19 protein-coding genes are annotated in these 21,768 nt (G+C 42.0%); 8 read left to right on the top strand and 11 right to left on the bottom strand.

Annotated features, from left to right (window positions below; genetic code table 11):
• Positions 1 to 145: 145 nt before the first annotated feature.
• A complete protein-coding gene (locus tag QTN47_RS13590) occupies positions 146 to 1,234 on the top strand; it encodes a winged helix DNA-binding domain-containing protein (RefSeq protein ID WP_369329934.1) in 1,089 nt (362 codons plus the stop codon).
• A gap of 117 nt (positions 1,235 to 1,351) precedes the next feature.
• Here the strand turns inward: QTN47_RS13590 and aspT are convergent, their stop codons facing one another.
• The 5 genes from aspT to QTN47_RS13565 form a co-directional block, all read right to left on the bottom strand.
• Positions 1,352 to 3,034 (bottom strand): aspartate-alanine antiporter, encoded by a 1,683-nt coding sequence (aspT, locus tag QTN47_RS13585; protein WP_369329933.1) that lies wholly within the window; start codon positions 3,032 to 3,034, stop codon positions 1,352 to 1,354.
• A 116-nt stretch (positions 3,035 to 3,150) separates the two neighbouring features.
• Entirely contained in the window at positions 3,151 to 3,462 is a 312-nt protein-coding gene (locus QTN47_RS13580) for a GNAT family N-acetyltransferase (protein ID WP_369329932.1), read from the bottom strand.
• Between the two features lie 108 nt (positions 3,463 to 3,570).
• A complete protein-coding gene (locus tag QTN47_RS13575; RefSeq protein ID WP_369329931.1) occupies positions 3,571 to 4,560 on the bottom strand; it encodes a 3-hydroxyacyl-CoA dehydrogenase family protein in 990 nt (329 codons plus the stop codon).
• Positions 4,561 to 4,942: 382 nt separating this feature from the next.
• A complete protein-coding gene (locus tag QTN47_RS13570) occupies positions 4,943 to 5,689 on the bottom strand; it encodes an SDR family NAD(P)-dependent oxidoreductase (RefSeq protein WP_369329930.1) in 747 nt (248 codons plus the stop codon).
• A 43-nt stretch (positions 5,690 to 5,732) separates the two neighbouring features.
• Positions 5,733 to 6,467 (bottom strand): metallophosphoesterase family protein, encoded by a 735-nt coding sequence (locus tag QTN47_RS13565; protein ID WP_369329929.1) that lies wholly within the window; start codon positions 6,465 to 6,467, stop codon positions 5,733 to 5,735.
• 147 nt (positions 6,468 to 6,614) lie between these two features.
• Between QTN47_RS13565 and QTN47_RS13560 the strand changes: the two genes are divergently transcribed.
• Positions 6,615 to 7,046 (top strand): hypothetical protein, encoded by a 432-nt coding sequence (locus QTN47_RS13560; protein ID WP_369329928.1) that lies wholly within the window; start codon positions 6,615 to 6,617, stop codon positions 7,044 to 7,046.
• Positions 7,047 to 7,299: 253 nt separating this feature from the next.
• Positions 7,300 to 8,046, top strand: a complete 747-nt coding sequence (locus QTN47_RS13555) for a GNAT family N-acetyltransferase (protein WP_369329927.1) — start codon at positions 7,300 to 7,302, stop codon at positions 8,044 to 8,046.
• A gap of 15 nt (positions 8,047 to 8,061) precedes the next feature.
• Here the strand turns inward: QTN47_RS13555 and QTN47_RS13550 are convergent, their stop codons facing one another.
• Together QTN47_RS13550 and QTN47_RS13545 are read right to left on the bottom strand one after the other, a co-directional pair.
• Complete coding sequence (locus tag QTN47_RS13550) at positions 8,062 to 8,484, bottom strand: hypothetical protein (RefSeq protein ID WP_369329926.1); 423 nt, start codon at positions 8,482 to 8,484, stop codon at positions 8,062 to 8,064.
• Between the two features lie 779 nt (positions 8,485 to 9,263).
• Positions 9,264 to 9,659 carry a YidH family protein gene (locus QTN47_RS13545; protein WP_369329925.1) on the bottom strand — a complete coding sequence of 132 codons (396 nt, stop codon included), beginning with the start codon at positions 9,657 to 9,659 and terminating at the stop codon, positions 9,264 to 9,266.
• 269 nt (positions 9,660 to 9,928) lie between these two features.
• Here QTN47_RS13545 and QTN47_RS13540 point away from each other — a divergent pair, with 269 nt between their 5' ends.
• From QTN47_RS13540 to QTN47_RS13525, 4 genes are all read left to right on the top strand, one after another.
• On the top strand, positions 9,929 to 12,040 hold the full coding sequence (locus QTN47_RS13540) for a cytochrome P450 (RefSeq protein WP_369329924.1): 2,112 nt from the start codon (positions 9,929 to 9,931) through the stop codon (positions 12,038 to 12,040).
• A gap of 69 nt (positions 12,041 to 12,109) precedes the next feature.
• Positions 12,110 to 13,369, top strand: a complete 1,260-nt coding sequence (locus QTN47_RS13535; protein WP_369329923.1) for a hypothetical protein — start codon at positions 12,110 to 12,112, stop codon at positions 13,367 to 13,369.
• Positions 13,370 to 13,422: 53 nt separating this feature from the next.
• The gene (locus QTN47_RS13530; RefSeq protein WP_369329922.1) at positions 13,423 to 14,847 is read left to right on the top strand and encodes a Dyp-type peroxidase; all 1,425 of its coding nucleotides are present in this window, start codon (positions 13,423 to 13,425) and stop codon (positions 14,845 to 14,847) included.
• 43 nt (positions 14,848 to 14,890) lie between these two features.
• Positions 14,891 to 15,343: an ABA4-like family protein gene (locus QTN47_RS13525; protein ID WP_369329921.1), complete on the top strand. Its 453-nt coding sequence runs from the start codon at positions 14,891 to 14,893 to the stop codon at positions 15,341 to 15,343.
• A 15-nt stretch (positions 15,344 to 15,358) separates the two neighbouring features.
• On the opposite strand, the gene QTN47_RS13520 is transcribed toward QTN47_RS13525, so the two are convergent.
• Positions 15,359 to 15,838, bottom strand: a complete 480-nt coding sequence (locus QTN47_RS13520; RefSeq protein WP_369329920.1) for a group II truncated hemoglobin — start codon at positions 15,836 to 15,838, stop codon at positions 15,359 to 15,361.
• 266 nt (positions 15,839 to 16,104) lie between these two features.
• On the opposite strand from QTN47_RS13520, the gene QTN47_RS13515 reads away from it, so the two are divergent.
• A complete protein-coding gene (locus QTN47_RS13515) occupies positions 16,105 to 17,817 on the top strand; it encodes a tetratricopeptide repeat protein (protein ID WP_369329919.1) in 1,713 nt (570 codons plus the stop codon).
• A 305-nt stretch (positions 17,818 to 18,122) separates the two neighbouring features.
• Here the strand turns inward: QTN47_RS13515 and QTN47_RS13510 are convergent, their stop codons facing one another.
• The 3 genes from QTN47_RS13510 to QTN47_RS13500 all read right to left on the bottom strand — a co-directional run bounded on the left by QTN47_RS13510 (position 18,123) and on the right by QTN47_RS13500 (position 21,735).
• Positions 18,123 to 19,148, bottom strand: coding sequence for a phosphotriesterase family protein (locus tag QTN47_RS13510; protein ID WP_369329918.1), 1,026 nt, complete (start codon positions 19,146 to 19,148; stop codon positions 18,123 to 18,125).
• A 142-nt stretch (positions 19,149 to 19,290) separates the two neighbouring features.
• Positions 19,291 to 19,977, bottom strand: coding sequence for a DJ-1/PfpI family protein (locus tag QTN47_RS13505; RefSeq protein WP_369329917.1), 687 nt, complete (start codon positions 19,975 to 19,977; stop codon positions 19,291 to 19,293).
• Positions 19,978 to 20,139: 162 nt separating this feature from the next.
• On the bottom strand, positions 20,140 to 21,735 hold the full coding sequence (locus tag QTN47_RS13500) for a SusD/RagB family nutrient-binding outer membrane lipoprotein (protein WP_369329916.1): 1,596 nt from the start codon (positions 21,733 to 21,735) through the stop codon (positions 20,140 to 20,142).
• Positions 21,736 to 21,768: the final 33 nt, after the last annotated feature.

Here is a 21,768-nt window from a genome sequence, read left to right as displayed (position 1 = left end):
TTAGAAACCTGTTCGTTTTGTACAAGTTAATATTTTTTGTTGGGGACTTGCAGCATTAAATAGTATTTTTCTTGCTGACATAACGTTGTCACAATCGCTTGTTTATTTTGTTTCGATGATCAATCAAATGACTTAAATAATTTTCATGACTATAACCGACTTGATAAGCGTACGCCTGGATAATCAGCAAATTTCAAGTACTGAAATGACGCAGCCGCGCGAAGTGGTTGAATGGTTGGGCGCAGTTCAGGCGCAGGATTATTCAGGCGCAAAATGGTCCGTTGCTTCAAGACTGCCGGGAACTACCGATGCCGATATAGAAAAGGCTATTTCGGATAAAGAAATTATAAGAACCTGGGCGATGCGGGGCACGCTGCATTTCTTATCTCGAAGTGATATTTACTGGATGTTGAGCTTTCTTTCCCCAAGACTGGAAGGAATTATGGGAACGCATTTCAGGAAACTTGAACTGGATAAGAAAACCCTGAATAAAAGCAAGAAGATAATTGAAGAAACGCTGATTGATGGTAAGCAACTGACAAGAAAAGAAATTGCCACTGCCTTGCAAAAGAAGAAGATTGCGACGAACGATATGCGGATAACCTTTATGTTATTGCACGCTTCTTATGAGCGATTGATTTGTTTTGGACCAAGACGGGGAAAAGAGTATACGCATACGTTATTAGAAGAATGGGTTAAGCCGGCTGAGTTATTGGAATATGACGAGGCTTTAAAAAAATTGACGCTGCGGTATTTCGGCAGCCACGGTCCGGCCACGATGCAGGATTTTGCCTGGTGGTCCGGACTTACATTAACAGATGTGAAACGAGGCCTGGAAATGAGCGGTTCAAAATTGCAAAGCGTAAAAATAAAAGAACAATTGTATTGGATGCCGAAGGAGCATTCCGCACTGCCCAAAACATCAACCGCAGTATTTCTTTTGGCCGGATTTGACGAATATATCGTTGCTTATAAAGATAGAAGTGCAGTATTGCATCCGCAGCATGTAAAAGCTGTGATGGGATTGGGCAACGGCATTTTTAATAATACAGTTCTTGTAAATGGTAAAGTAGCCGGCGTTTGGAAACGGACTTTTCAAAAGCAAAAAGTGAATATTGATTTTGCCATGTTCGGTGATACAAGTGAAGTTGTAAAGAAGAAGATTTTAACCGCATCAAAGCGGTTTGGTAAGTTTTTGGAGATGCCGGTAATGACGAGTTTTAGTGAAGGATAATTAACTGCTGGTCTTCGGTCCATGGAATAAAAAAATACAATTACACAGAGCTTCACGGAGAGGCACTGAGTTGCACAGAGGCATGCAAAGCCATGTCCGTTAAAACGTTGGGCGTTTTTATTGTAACAGTGCCACCATTATTACGCCGTATGTTGCCAGCAACATACAAGCAACGGCATAGGTAACTGTATAACCAAGAGCAGGTACTTTACTATCCATAGCATCCTGTACCGCACCCAATGCAGCAGATTCGTTGTGTGCGCCTGCACATGCGCCTAAAGTAATAGCAGGGTGAAATTTGAACACATAGCGTCCGAGCAATACGCCAACGATCATGGGAACCATACTCACAACAATGCCTGCAAGAAATAACGAAAGGCCGAGTTCTTTTAATCCTTCAACAAACCCATGGCTTGCTCTTATACCAACAACTGCGATAAAAACATTCAGTCCCAATGTGCGCATGAGCCATTGCGAAGGCGTAGGTATATAGCCGAAGAGTTTTTTTCTTGATCGTAACCAACCGAGTAATAACCCGGAAATTAATGCGCCACCACTTGTACTCAGACTTAACGGTACATGCTTTATGCGAACGGCTAATGCGCCAAGAAGTCCGCCCAATACAATGCCCAGTGCTATGAAAATGATGTCTGATTCGTTTCCTTTTTTTTCTGCAAAACCTAAATAGTCAGTAACAACATCAAGCTCTTTTTTTGAGCCGACCATTTCAAGAATGTCGCCTTTTTCAATACGAAATGCAGCTTTCAACGGCATGTCAATCCCGCCTCTTTCCAGGTTCCTGATGCTTATTCCATGGATAAAGTCCAACCGCCTTATTGAGATTAAGGTTTGTCCGGAACGGGCGCTGTTCGTAACGATCACGCGACGTGATTCAACCGGGAAATTGAGCAACTCGGCATCCGCCATTTCATCGCCGATAAATTCTTCTGCTCCAATAATAAAGCTGCGTTGGCCGCCCATAGCAACAATATCATTGGGCTTGATAATTGTTCCGGGGTTTACATCGACAATTGCACCTTCATGTCGAAGGCTCAGCACATGGAGATATTTGTGTCGTTCAGTCATGAATTGCTCCAACTCTTTTGCTGTTTTTCCTCCTGCAAACCATTCTTTTTCTACATGAAATGCCCTGAATGCAACACGATCGTATGCTGACTTAATATTCTCATCTTTTTCTTCCATGCTTGCTTCAAGCTCCTTACATCTTTCTTTAACATTGCCGCCAAGCATTTTAGGAGCTACTACAGCAAGAAACCAGGCCACTCCGGCTGTACCAAAAATATAAGTGACTGCGTAAGCCACAGGTACGTGGTTGAGTAGTATTTGTTTTTGATCATCAGCCAAATTCAACTGATCAATGGTATCTACAGAAACGCCTATTATCGTAGAGCTCGTATTTGCGCCGGCAAGCAGTCCGGCTCCTGTTCCTGCATCGAAGGACAGGATGAGTGAGAGCACGTAAGCCGTAGCTAAACTGAGGCTACATAAAATCAAAGAAAACAATGCTTGTGACAGCCCATTTTTCTTAAGGCCCTCGAAAAATTGCGGACCCACTCCATAGCCAACCGAGAATAGAAAAAGCAAAAAGAAAACAGACTCCACATTTGCAGAGACTTTTATGTTTAACTGACCCACCAAAATGCCCGCTAAAAGAACCCCTGTTACGGGACCAAGATGAAATCCGCCGAAGTTCAGCTTGCCAACAGCAAAACCAACTGCAAGTGTTAAGAACACTGCCAGTTCAGGATAATGACGAAGTGTTTGAATCAGCCAGTCCATTGATAGCCTCGTGCAATTGTGATTAAATGAGTGAATTGCAGCAATTAAAGGACTAAACAACCGTTACTGGCTTTTTGTTTAAAGGGGCTGTTGCTCTATTAAAATGCCGAAGGTGGTCAATGATAATATTGTGGATCTAACTGAACCTTGTATTCGGGATATTTTTTTATGAAGCCGGCAACATAGGGGCAATAAACCATCACCGGCAGATTGTGTTCTTTCGCATAAGCAAAGGCATATATGGCTAATGAAGATGCCAATCCTCTACCACCCAGTTTTTCAGGAACAAAAGTGTGCATAAAGGCGATATCCTTTTTGTACATGCGATATTCAAGGTAAGCAACCTCGTCTTCTACATGTATTTCAAAACGCATATTCTCTTTGTTGTTTAGAATGGAGAATGGCGTTTGTTGTAAATTATTTGACATGTTCGCAGAATTGAATGATTAAAAATACGGCAGTATAATTAAACGCTGCCTTCATTAACAATTACACGGGTAGAAAGTGGTTCATTTGGTAAACGGATGTTGGTCGTGTTAACTCTTTTCTTTTTCAGCCAATTTCTTTTTTACTACATCCGCCGGATATTTTAAGGCGAGTTTTCTTATCTCATAACTAAATTCGGTAAAAGTCTGTTCCCAAAGCCTGGCTTCTTCTTCCGTGTAATTGTAAAATCCTTTTGCATTTGCCACGCCGCGGCCTCCATCTTTAACAATATCATCAATTAATTTTGGAACATCGGTTGAATTGCTAAGTGTAGGAAAAAGATCTTTCATTACGTTGTGATAAGCTTGTACACCTGTTAAATCCATCCACCTGAATGCACCAACGAGTGTCATCCAGTAGCCTGCATTGTTGCGGCAGGCCCTGTCTACATCTTCAACAGTTGCATAGCCGTTTTCAACCAGGTAGAAGGCTTCTCTGTATAACGCATACATAAGCCGGTTGGTAATAAATCCCCTGATGTCTTTGCGAACCAGCGTAGGCTCCTTGCCCCATTTGTGAGACAATTCATACAGGTATTCTCCTTTTGTAATATCACTCTGTTCGCCACAAATAACTTCCAGAAACCTGGTTGTATGTGAAGGCTCAGCCCAGTGTAATCCAAAAAATCTGTCAGGATGTTTTGTTTGTTGCTGCAATATGCTGATAGGTATGGCAGAAGTATTGCTTACGAGTATTGCTTGCGGACTTATAACGGACTCGACCTTTGCGTAAACGTTTTTTTTAATCTCAAGATTTTCCAGTGTACATTCAATTACCAGCTTGCAATCGTGTAGTGCTGAATAATCTTCTGTTATTACCAGATGCTTAAAATAGAAATCTGGTGACTTCATTGTCAGCCCTTCTTCCTGTGATTTTCTTAAATGTTCTTTGATCCTGTTTTCAGCATGTAAAAGATCAGCACTTACAGGCGCCACTGCCACAACATTATGCCCTGCCATCAGCAGACAGGCAGTAATACTGCAACCCATTAATCCCAAACCCACAACGCCAACAGTTATTTCGTTTGTTTCGTTACTCATAGCAATAGAATTTAGCAGATCTCTGATGTCTGATTTTTTGATCTCTGATTTCTTTAATTTTTTGTCAGCTTTCCGGTGCACTGTGCTTTTCATTTGCACATTTTCTCATTCGCACATTTGCATATCGATTTATGTCTGATGTCTGATTTTTTGATCTCTGATTTCTTTAATTTTTTGTCAGCTTTTGGGTACACTATGCTTTTCATTTTGCACATTTTCTCATCCGCATATTTGCATATCGATTTTATTATGTCTGATGTCTGATTTTTTGATCACTGATTTCTTTAATTTTTTGTCAGCTTCCCAATCTTCGCCCTTTCATTTGCAAATCCGCACATTTGCACATTTGCATATTCGCACATTCTCAATTTTCAACTTTCCACTAATACGTCGCTCTTCCTCCGGATAAATCAAACGTAAAGCCCGTGGTAAAACTGTTATTGGGAGAAAGAATATAAGAAGCCATATCAACCAGTTCTTCCAGTGTGCCACAACGTTTCATGGGAATTTTGTCCGTCATATATTTCACCTGTTCAGCAGGCATCATTTCTACAAGATGCGTGTTTATAACGGCAGGCGCTATTGCGTTGATGGTAATGCCTGTCTCTGCATACTCTTTGCCCTGCACTTTGGTCATGCCGATAACCGCAGCCTTAGATGCAGAATACGCAAGCATGCCGACATTGCCTTCCTTTCCTGCGATTGAAGCAATATGAAGTATACGGCCATAATTGTTTTTCAGCATCCACGGCAGCACATATTTAGACGTATAGTAGCTCCCCATGAAGTTAACGTTGAACACTTGCTGAAGATTATCCGTATCAACTTCATGGCTCTTTACATTTGTTTTGCCGGTGATGCCTGCACTGTTTACGAGTATATCAATTTTTCCAAAAATTCCGGCCGCAGCGTTTACTGCTTCCTGAACTTCTTTTTCGTTGGTAATATCTAATGGAAATGCTTCGCAGCAGGAGGGAAGTTCATTCTTCAAAGCCTGTAGCGCTCCTTTGTCTTTATCAAACAAAGCGAGTCGCATATTGTAGGTGGCCAGTCGTTCGGCAATGGCGGTTCCCAGGCCAGATGCTGCGCCGGTAATAATGCCTGCCTGGTTGTTGAAGTCTATAAGCATATCGTTTTTTGGATGTGTTTAACTGGTTAATGTTTCACGCATGTTATCTCACATTTCTTCCTGTTTCACCCGGATACAGATCTCTTACTGTGTCGCTCTGCCAATAAATTTTTGAATTTACATCCATCACTGTCAGCTTGCCGTAAAAAGCAGCACCTGTATCAATGTTCCAGAGATTGGATGCGTGGATGGGCTTATCCGTATCATAGTTAATTGTTGGTGTGTGCCCTATAAAGATCTCATCATACAGCAACAGTCTTTTAGGATAATACTTCGATTGTTCAGGAACACAGTTGCCGGTTGCCAGCGCTACTTCCCAAAGACTTCTGTCCCAATAAAAATTGGACTGGTCTCTTTCTTTTTCCGGGCCATGCATAGAAGTAAATCCTGCATGAACAAACAGCCTGTTCTTGTCATCTACATAGTAAAGCTTCATTTGCTGAAAAAAAGCTGCATGCTCCTGTTGTTGCGTTTTACTATAATTAAGATAGCTTTTTATCGTCAGCCCGCCATTGTGTGCCATCCAGTTGGGATCGGGCGGTTCGCCAAGCAGCCATTTTTCGCACCAGACATCATGATTACCTTTAATAAATACACAATTGTGTGTGGTTGAAAGTTGAATAAGATAATCGATTGTTTGGGCAGATTGGGACCATCCATCTACATAATCGCCAAGGAATATCAACAGATCTCCTTCGAATACCGGAACAATATTAAGCACCTGTTCCAGGGCCCTCAGCCCGCCGTGTACATCGCCGATGACAAAAGTAGTTGGCATGAATAAATTTAAGCTATTAAACTAAAAATCGGTATTAAGCAGATGCTATTTTTCACTTTGTATTTAATTCAGTAAAACTTTATTGGCTGCAATTTGCAATGGATAGTGAGGGCTTTTACCTTTGGGTGAAGTAAACGAATACAAGGGATGCAGAAGAAAAAGGCCGGCCTGGACATAATTGATAAAATACTGGAAGCATGCTATAAAGCTTTTCCGGATGCCATATTTATACAAAGCCTATGGCACCAGTACGAGGAACGTGGAAGTCTGAGTAAAAAGCAATTGCAGGGGCTTTTTTTAAAAGCACAAAAAGTAAAGGATCTGCCGCCGAACTGGCTGGCCACGTTGGAAGCCACCATTTTGAAGATGCCCAACCGTTTTAAATCGGAGGTAGTGGAAGCAGCTCCAATGTTTGTGAAAGATGAATATGCAGGTTCTTTGATCAGTGAAATCCTTGCGAAGTATCCCCAGCACAAGCGGGTTCTTTTTTTAAAATCAAAATACGATAACAACGAAACGCTGAATAGTACCGAAGTTAAAGAACTGGAGAAGTTTAAGAAATTGCTGTTGAAGGCATGACATGCGATTGCCGGCTATCTCCAATATTACTCTTTTAACCAGATGTTAGAATAGCAAGCCTTTGTAAATCGTACTTAGTGTGGACTCATATTTATTGAAAGCATGACATCCGATTGTATGTTAAAAAGCCGTAGGGTCTTGGAATTAAGTACTTCGTACCCGCCTGAATGTTTCATACGGGCAGGCTTCGTAAATCGTACTTTAGCGCGACTCACATTCTCTAAAATAGCCACAATACGTAAAGTCCCTCAGTATGAAAGTGCAAGTATCTAAAACTACCAAACACGAAACAGTTTCATTACGGAATTTGTTTTTAAGGGCGATCAATTGCCAGTTCATTCACAATGCATATCACGAACGTGGTTGGGCAGATGTTTATATGTTTCGCTATGATAATATGCCGGCAGGCTATATCGCTTTGTGTGGCGGAGATGACCGGAATATAAAAGATACTGTTTTTGAGTTTTTTGTATTGCCGGAGTATAATCGCTTTTCAAGTCGCTTTTTTGTGGCGGCTATCGAGACTGCGCACCCGCTGTATATTGAAAGCCAAAGTAATGATCCTTTCACGTCTGCTGCACTGCTTGAATTTGCGCACGAAATAAAAACTACGGTTGTTTTGTTTGAAGATGGAATGTTGACTGACCATTCCATCGTTGGTGCAAGTTTCCGGCTAAAAAAAGCGGATGATAGAATTTTTGAGCATCATGTTGAAGGCGAGGGCGAATACGTGGTGGAATGGAATAACGAAATAGTTGCTACAGGAGGCTTTCTAATGCACTATAACGCGCCTTTTGCAGACCTGTACATGGAGGTTAAAGAAAACTGCCGTAAAAAAGGCTTTGGTGCTTATATAATACAGGAGTTGAAAAAAGTTACATACCAGGCAGGCAAAGTGCCGGCGGCAAGATGTAACCTGCAAAATAAAGCATCCAAAGCCACCCTCATAAAAGCCGGAATGAAGATTGTTGGCTTTATGCTGAAAGGGAATCTTTCATAAATATGGAGTGCCCTTTTATCCCGGAAACTCTTCGAACCTGGTAAGTGTAACCCTGATTTTCTTGTTTGGATCTTCTGCCATTTCCACAAGCATGGTCACAACTCCATTTTTGCCTTCAATCGTAAGCGTAGCGCTTCGTTCGTCATTTTGCGTTTTCAGTAATGTTTTAATAACACTTTTCCCTTCTTTATAAGGTACGCTCCAGCTACAGGTTTGAGACTTTACGGCACCCGTTATTGTGTTGTCCGCGGGTTTGATAGTAATTTCCGAGTCGCTGATTTCAATAGATGTGTTTTCGTCTACAGATCGTTGCAGTGTGTTGGTAGAATCCAGGTATTCTGTTTTCACAGAATTAAGAAGGAGTTTTTTACCGCATTGTGCAAAGGTGGCTGTGCCGCATATCAGCAGCAAAGAAAAGAGGATAGCATGCTTTTTCATCTGTTTAATTTTTTAAGTGTATATAATAGTCACATAGCGTATTAAATGGCGCTACAATAAAAATTTATGGTAAGTCTGCTATTTGGCGGGAATGTAAATTGTTGGGGAATTTTAAACCTGCCTGTTGATCTGGTTTTCCGCAGTTGGGTCGCGAAAGTCTTTGTTAAGTTACAAAGCTCTTTGATTTGCTGAATACTTTTTGGGTGAACGGCTAATTGGCATGATTAGCGTTTGGGAGGATGTTGACAAGGTGAAGAAATTAAAAGTAGCTGAAATTAAGCAGGTGGCGATTGTGGGCTTTGCGTTTTTCAAAGTTTAATGCAATATTGCTGTGAGGTCTAAAGTTGCGCAGTCTTGCCTGTTCAGACCAAATTCTCTAGTCGAGGCGACTATGCGGGTGCAAACTTCCAAATTATTATATAGTCGTTATTGGTGTTGCTGTGACTACTTTTTAGGATAAGCCAGGATAGCCATGTCGGGGAGTAAATTTGGTTGCCCACAATCAAAAAGAGACGACAGTACATTTTTCATCGATAGTCCGTAGGACTTTAAGCTCAATAGAAAACAAAACATACAAGGCCTTTCTTGTCCGTAGGACATTAATCCCTTTTATTTGGTTAAAGCCCTAACGGGCTATGAGGTTCTCGATTCGAACATTTCTACTGAACTTAATTCCCTACGGGAAAATCTGTTGCTGTTATAAAACCTGTCATTGGAATGATAAGACATCTCAAAGTTGAAGATACTTTCTCAAGTAAACGAGATTGGATGTGCAGTGTCTAAATATTCGGCACTAAATACAGAACCAGGAAGAAGCCTCCAAACAATATCGCAAGCATCAAAATAACAATCAATCTTGATGAAGGATAGAACTCATTGTTTTTGAGACTTTTTTCAATTCGCTTATATCGTAAGAAAGATAAAACCGCAATCAGGGCGCCGAGGCAAACGAGGGAAATACCGATTGCTCCGGAATAACCCTTGCTTGTGGAAACAATGGGCTTGTCTGTAAACACAAGCGAAAGCTGTTTAACAAACAGCGAAAATTTTACCACCACAAATCCAAATCCCATTGCGGCAATTGCGGTACGTATCCACGCCAGGAATGTTCGCTCGTTAGCCAGATGGTCACTTGCTTTAGCAAGATTCTTTTGATCGGTATTGGAGTCTGTCATAAAAATCGTTTTGCTTTTTTTTTCTGTGAGAACGGATAAAACGATCGTAAATGCGGCCTTGTTTAATGGTCCAAACATGTTTGCCAGGATTATTTGCTCAGGCTGTTGGTTAACCCAACGGTGCTGGCTTTATGCTGTGATTTATCCGCCCGGTAATCCGGTAAATCACATTTTCTTTTCTCGAAAATATTTGTTATTTTGATATTGAAACGATTTCAACAGAAGATAATCTTCTGTTGCCATAATTTAAACACCCCGTTCATAAACTTATGACTAACCCATACAACGATCCTGATCAAATCTATTTCAGGAAGTCATTCAACTATTCCAAGACATTTCCCACATTTGTAAGCAATAGTATTGGGGGAACGGACGAAATAGCCCGCTGGATACTGGATCTTAACGGAATACCTTACAAAGACGAGGTGCATGCGCCAGGATTGTATAAGAAGGTAATACAAAAACTTACTGATAATAACGGCATACGGAACAATCCCGTTTTAGTGATGAATGATGGCCTTATTTATACTACCAACAGCGTTGTACAATACTGCGAGCAGAATTGCCTGAGCTCGAAAAAAATGGTTCCGGCTGAAACAGGCAGGAAGAAAGAGGTGTTGGATCTTTATAACCTTTTTAATGGCGAATACGAAGAAGCTGTAACTAAATATGTTTATCTGCAAATGCTGCCAAATGCCTCATTTGCAAAAGCTGTATTCACGCGCCATGTACCCATTGGTGAAAGGCTGAATTATAGTTTTAAATTCGGATCTATCTCCGCCGCTTTAAAGAGTGATCATAACCTGTCTGGTTGCTCCTCTGATCAGTTACTTGACTTTATCCGTAAAACATTCGCCCGGGTGAATGGACTACTGGCCGATGGCAGAAAATATCTTACAGGCGATACACCTACGTTAGCTGATATTGCTTTTGCATCCATTTCTTCTCCATTAATATTGCCTGAAGAATGCGGCAGTGTTACACCTAAAATAAACCAGGTGCCGGATGCTTACAGGCTTGTAATAGATGAATTAAGAGCTACCGCTGCAGGACAGTTTGTGCTTCGTCTTTACCAGGAAGACCGCCCGCCAAAGCGTCTGCCTTCTGATATGCCGAAAGAGCCCGGTCTGCTTGCAACAATTGTTGACAGGCTGAAACTATCCATGAACATTAGTAAAGCCAATCTCTTTTATTTCCTGCAAAAAAAATATCCCGTTCTAAAGCTTGGTCCGTTGAAATTGATGACTGTAAACAGGAATGATCTTGTTACAGAATTGCTGGAACGTGATCTTGACTTTACGGTAGAGGAAATCAACTCAAAAAAAATGGCCGATCAACGCGGCGCGTTTTTTCTTGGCTGGGATAGAGATAACCCGCAGTTTGATCGCGAACGGAATTTTGTAAGAGCAGCAACAAAAAAAGATGATCTTGAACTGATAAGAGGATTTGTAAGAAATGCCGCTGACGAAATAATCGCAAACGTAAAAGATTATGGAAGGATAGATGTGCCAAATACATTAAACTATCCCGTACTGGTTAAACTGCTGGATTTTTATTTTGGTGTACCGGCGCCAACCTTAGAAAAAATGAAGCTTTGGCACCGCGCACTATTCTATGATCTCTTTCTCAATTTTACGGGTAATGCAGCCAAGCACAAGCTTGCTGTAGATGCAGCATTGCAGCGCCGTGACTGGATTCTGGAACTGATTGAGGATCGCAAGCAAATGCTGAAAGACGGAAAAACACTTGACGATAATATTCTTAACCGCCTGCTGTTAATGCAGCAGCAACCGGGTAACGAGTGGTTTGATGATGATACATTGCAGCGTAACGTTGGCGGCTTGTTGACAGGTATTCTGGAAACAACAAATAAGGCTGTTGTGCTGGTGCTGGATGAGCTGCTGAACCGTCCCGACGTTTTACCGGGAGCAGAAGAAGTAGCCCGCGCAAAGGACATGAAGAAAATGTATGGTTACGTTTCCGAAGCGCTGCGTTTTAATCCTGCACAGCCCGGTGTTATACGCTATTCAGAAACAAAGCAGGAGCTCAGGGGCAAAGGAAACAAGGCATACACCATCCCTGCCAAAACAAAGGTGTTTGCGTTAACGGCTGCTGCCATGTTCGATCCTGCTGCATTTCCCGAACCCAAAAAATTTGACCCGGAAAGAACGTCCGTGTACATGAACTACGGTTATGGTTTGCACGAGTGCTATGGCAAATACATTAACGCTGTCACTATCTCTGAATTAGTAGCTTCAGTTTTAAGATTAAAGAACGTTAGAAGAGGTGACGGGCGTGCGGGCATGAGGACCGGTTTACAACAGGGGCCTTTTCCTACAAATTTTGTTGTGGCGTTTGATGGTAGTGATGACGATGAATAAGGCGTTCGTAAACGCATTTTATAAGTATACCCTTCTGTTCCTTCTAAACAATCAGTAAACAATTATATCATGGTTCGCCAACAACCGCTTACACTGGCTACGCCAGTAATTCCTTCGGCCTACAACAACCTGGATACAGTTTTAAAGCAAATAAGATCGGGATTGGATAACGGCGTGCAGCAATCCTTTCAGAATGTTGACACGATACATTATCTGCGACTTGTTTTGCTGGAAGCCCAGCCGCCTGATGAATCAGGAAACAGCTATCCCGCAAAATTCGTGTTGGGTACGGATTACGATGGGGATGAAGATGCTCAGCTAACAGCGCTTGCTACTACTTGCGGTGATTTTATTGATAAGCTATATGAAAATTGCGAAGGTTATCCTGATGCTGCTAACAGAAATCCTGCAACAAGAAAAGCATACCTGGAAAAATGGCGCGTAAAGGCGTCAGCATTTTTTGCCGGTGCCCCCGGACGTACATTAGTCCAGATCCGCAAGGAAAACGAACTACGGGAATACATCCTTAATTTAATTCGCAACGGCAAATGGGGCAGTCAATCTGCAAAAGAAATTCATGCCGCAATAAAAACAGATGTTCTTTCGAAAACCGAGTTTCAATGGGCGCGGGAGAGTGTAAAGCTGCCAAAGGAAAACTGGCTTGGCATGGCATTGCTGGGGCTTATTCTGCTGGTGCTTTTGCCGTTTATTATTATATGGATACTGGTCATTCATTTTCTGTATGAGCGCAAGGATAAAGCGCTGGGACTTACCTCCAGCCAGATAGATGGCGCACATATCCGCAAGCTGGAAGAATATGAAGATTTTCATAATCAGAACCAGTTTACACAACTTCTTATTATGAAGCCCGGGCAAATACGGCTTATAACGTTGATGGGCTTAATGTTGTTTGCAAAGTCGCTTGTTAAAAACCTGTTTGTAAAAGGTAAGCTGATGGGTATTCCAACAATCCATTTCGCACGGTGGTTGTTGATGGATGATCAAAAGCGTATGCTTTTCTTCAGCAATTTTGATGGAAGCTGGCAACAGTATCTCGGAGATTTTATAGACAAGTCCGGTTGGGGATTAACAGGCATCTGGAGCAATACGGTAAACTTTCCGCCAACCCGGTTTCTGTTTACAGGCGGCGCGTATGACGAAGAACATTTTCTTGCATGGAGCCGCTATTATCAAATACCAACCGCTGTGTGGTACTGTGCTTATCCCAATCTTTCTATTAAGAATGTAATGAACAATACCTATATCAGGAATGAACTTATGCTGAACACTACTGAAGCGGAAGCGCAACGTTTCTTAAACCGCTTTTAATTAAATGCTTCAACACAACTGAAACCAGTACAATAAAAAATCAACTTCATTTTATGGAAAAACTTGAAGAAGCAGATATCCAGGGTTATATAGTAAGAGGCTATAAGCACATGATGTATTCGCGTTATGTTATGCTGCATGTAACAGATGCTGCGGCTGCCAAAACCTTTTTAAAAGATATTAGTGGTAGCATAACCAATGTTACCCATTTTCCCAAAAGCAATTGCCTCAACATAGCCTTTACGGCACAAGGGTTGCGGGCGTTAGGTATGAATGAAGAGAACCTGAGCAATTTTCGCAGGGAATTTTATGAAGGAATGACTACACCACACCGGCAGCGCATTCTGGCAGACTACGATAGCAGTGCTCCTGAAAAATGGCGCTGGGGTGGTCCCAATAATGAAGAAGCGCACATCCTGTTAATGGTGTTTGGCGCTGATGAAGCCACTGCAATCAATTATTACAAACAGCTTGAACAACAGTTTCTTGCTGCAGGCCTCAAAAATGTTTTTGAACTGGATGGTCAAACGCTTCCTTTTAATAAAGAACATTTTGGATTCAGGGACGGTATATCCCAGCCGCTTATTAAAGGCAGCGACCGCAAGGGGCCTGAGCAGGATTATGTGAATGCGGGTGAGTTTATTATGGGGTATAAAAATGAATACAATGTCTTTCCTGATACGCCCATTCTTACAAAGGATCAGGGTAACATGTCCGACCTGCCCTATGATCCGATGGGCACAGGTAAAAAAGACATTGGCCGCAATGGCTCCTACATGGTTATGCGTCAACTGCAGGAAGATGTGGACGGCTACTGGACCTTCATGAATGAAAAGACAAAAAATGATGATGGAAGCATGAATGTACAGGAAAGTGTGAAGCTTGCAAGCAAGATGATGGGACGCTGGCCAAGCGGCGCGCCATTATCGCTTTATCCTGATGCTGATCCTGCCGGTGACAATAAAGAAGTTGATTACTATACAGCATATTTTACCTACCAGGATTCTGACAAGGAAGGTCTGAAATGTCCTTTTGGTTCACATATACGCCGCACAAATCCACGCGATGCGTTCGAGGATAATGGCGTGGAGAAATCATTCAAACTTACCAGGAGACATCGTATTATACGCAGGGCAAGATTGTATGGGCAACCTTTTGCAGGTTCGCCAACCAATCACAAGCCGGAAACTGAAGTAGGATTGATGTTCACCTGCTTTAACGCTGACATTGGGCGCCAGTTTGAATTTATTTCCTATACATGGGCCAACTATCCAAAGTTTTTGCAACTCTACAATGATCCTGATCCTGTTAGTGGAATAAGAGAAGTGTGCCCGCCGGGAACAGAACAAACATTTACAATACCTGCCAAACCTGTGAATAAATATATAACAGGCATGAAGAGTTTTGTAACAGTAAGGGGCGGTGCGTATTTCTTTTTTCCGTCAATCACAACTATCAATTACCTAACCACCATCTAGTACCAGGGAAAACTACCTATTCAAGCAAGCTTAAATTAAACCGATGAATATTGATCAGTTCTTCAACCTGGTAGTAATGATCGCCGGTATCGGCTGGATAATATTACTGTTCGTAAGTCCTTTTTGGCTGCATTATAACAAAGTAGTAGGCGGCATTATTGCAGTTATCATTGCGGCCTCGTATACCGCGCTTAACGCAATTAATTTTCGTACTGAATTAATGCAGAAGTTCTCATCGTTAGATGGTGTAATGGAGCTTTTCTCATCCAGGCCAATAGTCACTGCGGCATGGTGCCATATTTTATGTTTCGATCTGCTGGTGGCTGTATGGATCAAAAGAGATTCAGTTAAACGCGGTATTAGTCATTGGAAGATTATTCCTGCGCTTGTGTTCACATGCCTGCTTGGGCCCTTTGGTTTTTTAATCTATATGGCAACAAGGTGGCTTTGTACGGGAAGGTATTTTCCTCAAAGCAGCGCTTTTGTTGCTAGCTAACATCACGACAGCGGTTTATGGTTGGTAAGGGCCTCCGGGTTCTCCCCAGCCCCATTTGGGCATTGGTGCATGTTCATCAATGGGATTGTCCGTTGTCGTAGAGTTGATCACGGCAATGCGGCTTCCCCATTCAAGATAACCTACAAGTGCAGAGCGGAATTCGGGATCGTCTGCTAAACCAATTTCATCTGCGCTTTCCAATAGCAATGCTATCCATCTTTTGCGTTGTGTTTCAGTCAGCATCTTTCCGAGGTGATGTGCAACCATTATTGCGTGGGTACCATTATCATTTTCAGTATAAACCTTCGGGCCGCCAAATACTTCTCCAATAAAATGCGCAACATGCCTGCTGTGATCGCTTGCCATGTTTTTGAAAACAGGATATAATAGCTCATCTTTTAGAACTTTGTCATAGAAAACCTCTGTCAGCTTTTCAAGCGTAGCCTGTCCTCCCACCCAGTCATATAGCGTGGGAACTTGCGTTTTCTGTTCCATAATTATTATTGTTGCGATTGTTGCTATAAATATAGCACTAAAAACCGCCTGACCGTTTTGCATTGGAAAAGGCTATTACTGAATGCAAATGAGCACGATTTACAGGTGTACCAGGTGTTAAGAGTCTTTTAAGTTACAAAAACAACAATTTTTGGTATATTAACTGTGATCCGCAGAAAAGAGGAATTGCTTAACAGAACTGCATAAAGCCTGATCCGTAAGTTTCATTAAGTAACAATGCTGTAAACTATCAACAACCTGCGAAAATGAAAAAATATCCTTTTTACCTCGCCTTTACTTTTTTTGTACCGGTATTATTTATTTCCGGTGTAAGCAATGATGCCGGTTTAAGAAATCTTAAACACGAAAATATCGTTGGCTGTGGTCCGGATAGTTATGATGATCTTGACGTGCCGGCCGGTGCAAAAAATATTACGGTGATGCCCGGGTGGGGAGATTATTCTTATAGAATATCAACAAAGAATGACAGCGCACAGTTTTATTTCAACCAGGGATTAACGCTTTATTACAGCTATCACTGGAAAGAAGCTGTTTTGTCCTTTAAAGAATCAGCGAGATTTGACAGTAGTTCAGCGATGTCTTATTGGGGACAGGCGCTTGCTTTGGGACCAGGATATAATTTCACCTATACTTACTCCATGCGCAAACCGGTTCCTGAAGCATTGCGTGAAATGAATGCGCATGCTGCCAATGCATCAGAAAAAGAAAAGGAGTTGATTGCGGCAATGAATGTCCGTTATGATATTAATGACAGTGCTGACAGTCGCCGGATGGAATTGAATAAAGTTTACGCTCAACAAATGAGAAAGATTGCTTTGGCACATCCTGATGACGTGGATCTCAAGACACTTTATATAGATGCCGTTATGCTCATCCATGCGTGGGATTTCTGGCATAACGATGGAACACCTAAAGAATGGACGCCGGAAGTAGTAGCTATGTGTGAAGAAGTACTCAAAAGCAATAAAATGCATCCGGGCGCATTGCATTATTATATCCATCTTACGGAAGCTTCCCGTCACCCGGAAGTAGGACTTGCGAACGCAGATGTGTTGAAAGATCTCTTGCCGGGTGTAGCGCACATGGTACATATGTCAAGTCATGAATACGAACGGAACGGTCTTTATGCAAAAGGCGTAGATGTCAACGAAAAAGCAGATCAAAACCTGATGTTATATGATTCTCTTGTGAAAGGGTTGTCGCCTGTTCCTCACTCACTGCATTATTTCGCCGTGCAAACTTATTGCGCACTCAGTGGTGGCATGTACAAGAAGGGAATGCCTATTGCCTTTCGATGCAGGGGTAGCGTAACACCGGTTTATGAGAACACGTACAATCAATACCTGTTCATGTTGCCGGATATAGCAAGGGTGCGACTTGGTAAGTGGCAGGATATTATTAACGACAAGGTAACCCCGGATAGTAAATGGCCTTACGCGCTCGTGTTGTTTTATTTTGCAAAGGGAATGGCTTATGCACACACCGGAGAACTAACCATTGCCGAAAATTACCTGGAACAACTGCAGCAAAAAGCGCAGGACAGTATATTGTCCAAACGTAATATCCCATTCAATCGTCCCGTCGACATAGCACGCATTCCTGAGCATATACTTGAAGCCACTATTCATTTTATGAAGAAGGAATATGATCCCGCAGTTACCTCTTTACAAAAAGCTATTTCCGCCGAAGAAAGTTTGATCTACGTTGAGCCAAAGGACTGGATGATGCCCGCAAGGCAATACCTCGGTGCTTTTCTGTTAAAAATGGATAAGCCTGCCGACGCTGAAAAAGTGTATCGTGAAGATCTTGTGTGGAATCCGGGTAACGGATGGTCATTGCTTGGGCTGGCCCAAAGTCTCAGTGCGCAAAATAAATCAAAAGAAGCGGAACAGTTGAAGCCACTTTATATGCGTTCGTTTTCAGAGGCGGACGAGGTGCCGCCGGGGTCTGTATACTAGCTGTCAGCTTTGGCTGTTATACTTCGGATATTTTGCTGCAGCTCTGTGTAACTAATTGTTGCAGGTACTTAACAGCAGTTATTGTTACACGGAGAAATGCAGGAGAAGACACAGAGCTACACAGAGGTTTGCGATGTAGATCTGTCATGTTTTTCGAAGTTGGAATAGATGTCTATGATTTTTAAGAACTCAACAATTAATAATGCTGTTAAACATGGGTACTTCGTAACCCGTACTTGACGATCGTTGACGGCAAAATCACATCGTACATCTAACATCGTACATCTAACACCGTACATCGTACATCACAGGGTTCTTATTTTTATCTCAAACGCTTTCGCCGGATTTGTAATAAAGATCTTATCTATTTCACTTTGTGTAAATCCATTTTGTTTTAACAGGGGGATGAATTCAGTGAAGATGCAATTGTAATTCTTGTACTCGCCGCCTTTGGGTTCACCTACATGATACCAGCCTGAATCCTGTGATACAAGAACAAGATCGAGAAAGTTGTTCTTTTTCATCAGTTGCAGGTACTTCAAATTTGCTTGTAACGTACCCGGATTGACGCCATCAAAAGAAACCCAGCCACCTTTTTTTGCTGTTTCTATGTAATAGGTTTCCGATGGTTCACTTTGCGCATGAATCCAGATACGTGCGGAAGGAGCCACATTTCGCGCTTTCAAAATTTCCAGTTGTTCGTTTGCTGCGTCGCCGTTGCCCGTGTGTACACCAATGGTTAGTCCTGTAGCCAGGTGTGTGATCGCTGCTGCATCAATTATTTTACGCTGTGCCGGCGTTAGTGGTGCTTTATCAACACTGGTCTTCATAAAGCCTGGTCTGATGTCTGTTCCGTCAATGCCGTTCTTCCACTCACTGATCCACCTTGCGGCTATTTGCTCTGATGTTTCTGTGTATACATGTTTGGGCAGGAATTTTTCATTTACTGCGCCATAATAACCCGTATTGGTGATGATGTTTAAGCCACTGGCTTTAGATAATCTTTTGAACAGTTGCACATCTCTTCCCAAATACGCCGGAGAGCAATCAATGAATGTCGTGCAGCCTAATTTTTTTACTTCAAGCAAGAAGGGTAAAGCAGTATTAAAAACTTCATCTGCATTGTAGCGATCCTTACTGTATTGTTCTGCTCCGATAAAATCTGCAAGGATGTGTTCATGTGTTAAAGTGAACTTCATCTGTGTGGGTTGTATGGGCCCGTTCACCGTCATGACAATGTTTTCTTCTTTAGTAGATGCAAGTGACGGAGCAATGCCGGCTGTCAATGTAGCGATGGCGCTTTGTTGGATGAATTTTCTGCGTGTTAGCATTACGTATGGATAAGGATTACCAATGTAATCAAAAAAGTAATGACAGACAATCCACACTGCTAATTAAAAGTTTGGACAATTACCTGGCTAAGATGTTTTAATAATCTGTTCAAAATTACACTCGCGGATGTTCAATCCTTTCTTAAGGCTTTGCTGGGTAGCCACGGCTTTGCAGTTGTTTTACTCTTGCATCAAACATCGGTTGTGTTATATTTCTTGCTTTCTGTAAGATATGTGGCTCTGCTGTTTTTGCAGATCCGGAATTAAAGGGTGGTTCCGGTGCATATTCCAGCATTAACTGAATCACTTTTGCCACATCTTCGCCGGCAAGCAAAGCCGTAAGTGTTAAGCCAAAGTCAATCCCTGCCGTAATGCCACCTCCGGTAACTCTGTTTCTGTCAATCACAACACGCTCTTCAATCACTTCAATATTCATCATTCTTAATAAGTCAAGTGATCGCCAGTGTGTGGTTGCTTTATAACCGTTTAACAAGCCTGCCGCGCCAAGTAAAACTGACCCAGTGCATACTGCAGTTATATAGCTTGCGCTTTTTCCCTGCATGTTCAGAAAACCGAGATACGTATCATTTGCTAACAATGGCGTAATGCCCTTTCCACCGGGTACAAAAAGTATGTCGATCTGCGGACAGTTTTCAAAACTATAATCCGCTTGTACAGATAGACCGCCCTCGGCTTTGATTAATCCGGTAGTTTCAGAAACGACCAATACCCTGAATTTTTCAACACGTGTAAATACTTCATAAGGCCCCACAAAGTCCTGTATAGTAAGTTCAGGAAATAGCAGCATTCCAATTGTAAGCGTACTCATGTGTTTTTATTTTAAAATTAAAGAATCCTTACAAAGTGTAATTTTTAAGGATCTTGTTGGCCTTTTCCCAATTCCTGATGTGCTGTAATAGAAAAACCGGGCAGAAGCCCGGCTTTCCTATCTGTACTATTACGCTATATTCTATGCACTTCAATCCGGCTATTATTTCTCTAACCAGGTTTTAGTAGCATAAGAATCTGTTCCACCCGTTTCTGTTCTCCAGCTTTCAAAGTTGTAATCCTGCTCTGAAGTTGGATAAGTATAGCGGTGATAAATTCCATAAGTGTTTTGCCAGTATGCAGCATTGCTTGGATCGTTTGGAAGATTGCCACCTGTTCTTCTGAATAAGGTCCAGATGTCATTTGGCTGACGCAATCCATCAACCCAAAGCTGCGTATAGATGTGTTTTAAAGCACCTGCTTCATCCGCAGTGTTATATACAACTTTAGGATTTGCAATTAATGCATCTAATACTGCATCCGTCGGTAATTGAGCAGGTTTGTTATTTGTCCATGAGCTGCAGTTCATCGCAATAGAAACCCAGAATTTGCATGATGCTTTTACGCCGGCTTCATATTGTGTTTTGGCTTTTGCTGCATCTTTTGTAGCACCAAGTCCTCTGTTGTAAACCTCTGCAAGGTAGAAATGCACCTGTGCAGCCGTCATCCACAATTCAGGGATATACACTTTGTCTTCATGATAGAAATTGAAAGGAGAATATATGCAACCTGCACCTTTTTCTGACCAGCTTGTGAAACGGTTCTGGTTATACGGATCGCCACCTTCTGACGGAGTGGATGAAGTTGGATTCTGCGGATATGCAGCCCATTTGCCGGCGTTATTTGGTTCAAAGAATATTTTGCAGCGAGGATCAAAAATTCCGCTGCCATCATCACTGTTGCTATCTGATAATTGTCTCCACATGGTAGTGCCTAAGCGGATGTATTGGTTAGCTGAAAAAGACCATGCGTGCATATCAAATACAAGCCCGGGAATTTGTGCTGGCCATAAGCCAACATCTTCGCCTTCAGCGATTAATGGATGAGAGAGCGCTTCTGAAATCTGGGCACCAGCAAATGCATTATCCTTATCAAACATGGTGATGGCTGCACGCAGACGAATGGAGTTAGCAAACTTTATCCATAAAGCAATGTTGTTTTTAAACAATGTTTCACTGCTTCCCAGACTAACCTGGTCGGCACTTGTTGAAAAATTGTCTATTGCCCATTTAAGATCAGCAATGCTTGATTTGTAGATGGCTTCCTGCTTGTCATAGGCCGGTTTATAATTGCCCGCGCCTTGTTTACCTCTGCCTGCTTCAAAATAAGGGATGTTTCCAAAGTTCTCAGTCATTTTAATTGTCCTGAATGCCCTGATCACTTTATTCATCGCCAAAATGTTGGTCATTTTATCCTTATTGGCATCGGTGGCAATTAAAGTGTCTATTTGTCTTGAGTTTACAAGCATGGCATAATAGGAGCTCCACATTTCATTAGATGCGTTCTCCATCCTGTAACCGGAGCTGGCATATTGTGTACCCTGTTGTGTTATCTCATAAACGAAGGAGTGATAAGTAGCCTGCTCCTGGTAAGTATTCTGGCAGGTTGAGATCATATAGTTGAACAAGTCTCCTATTGATGCGGAACCTGGTTTGTTATAGGGTTTGTTCATGTCTTCAAACCCCTTGGTGCAGGAAGAAATAAATATTCCTCCTGCCAGCGCGATTAAAATATATATTGCGAATATTCTTTTGTTCATTTGTTCTTGTTTTACAATGCAATTGATTGAATA

This window comes from Danxiaibacter flavus, assembly GCF_041060425.1.
Taxonomy (GTDB): domain Bacteria; phylum Bacteroidota; class Bacteroidia; order Chitinophagales; family Chitinophagaceae; genus Danxiaibacter; species Danxiaibacter flavus.
The sequence above is the reverse complement of the archived record's forward strand: the minus strand, read 5'-3'. Positions and strand labels throughout refer to the sequence as shown.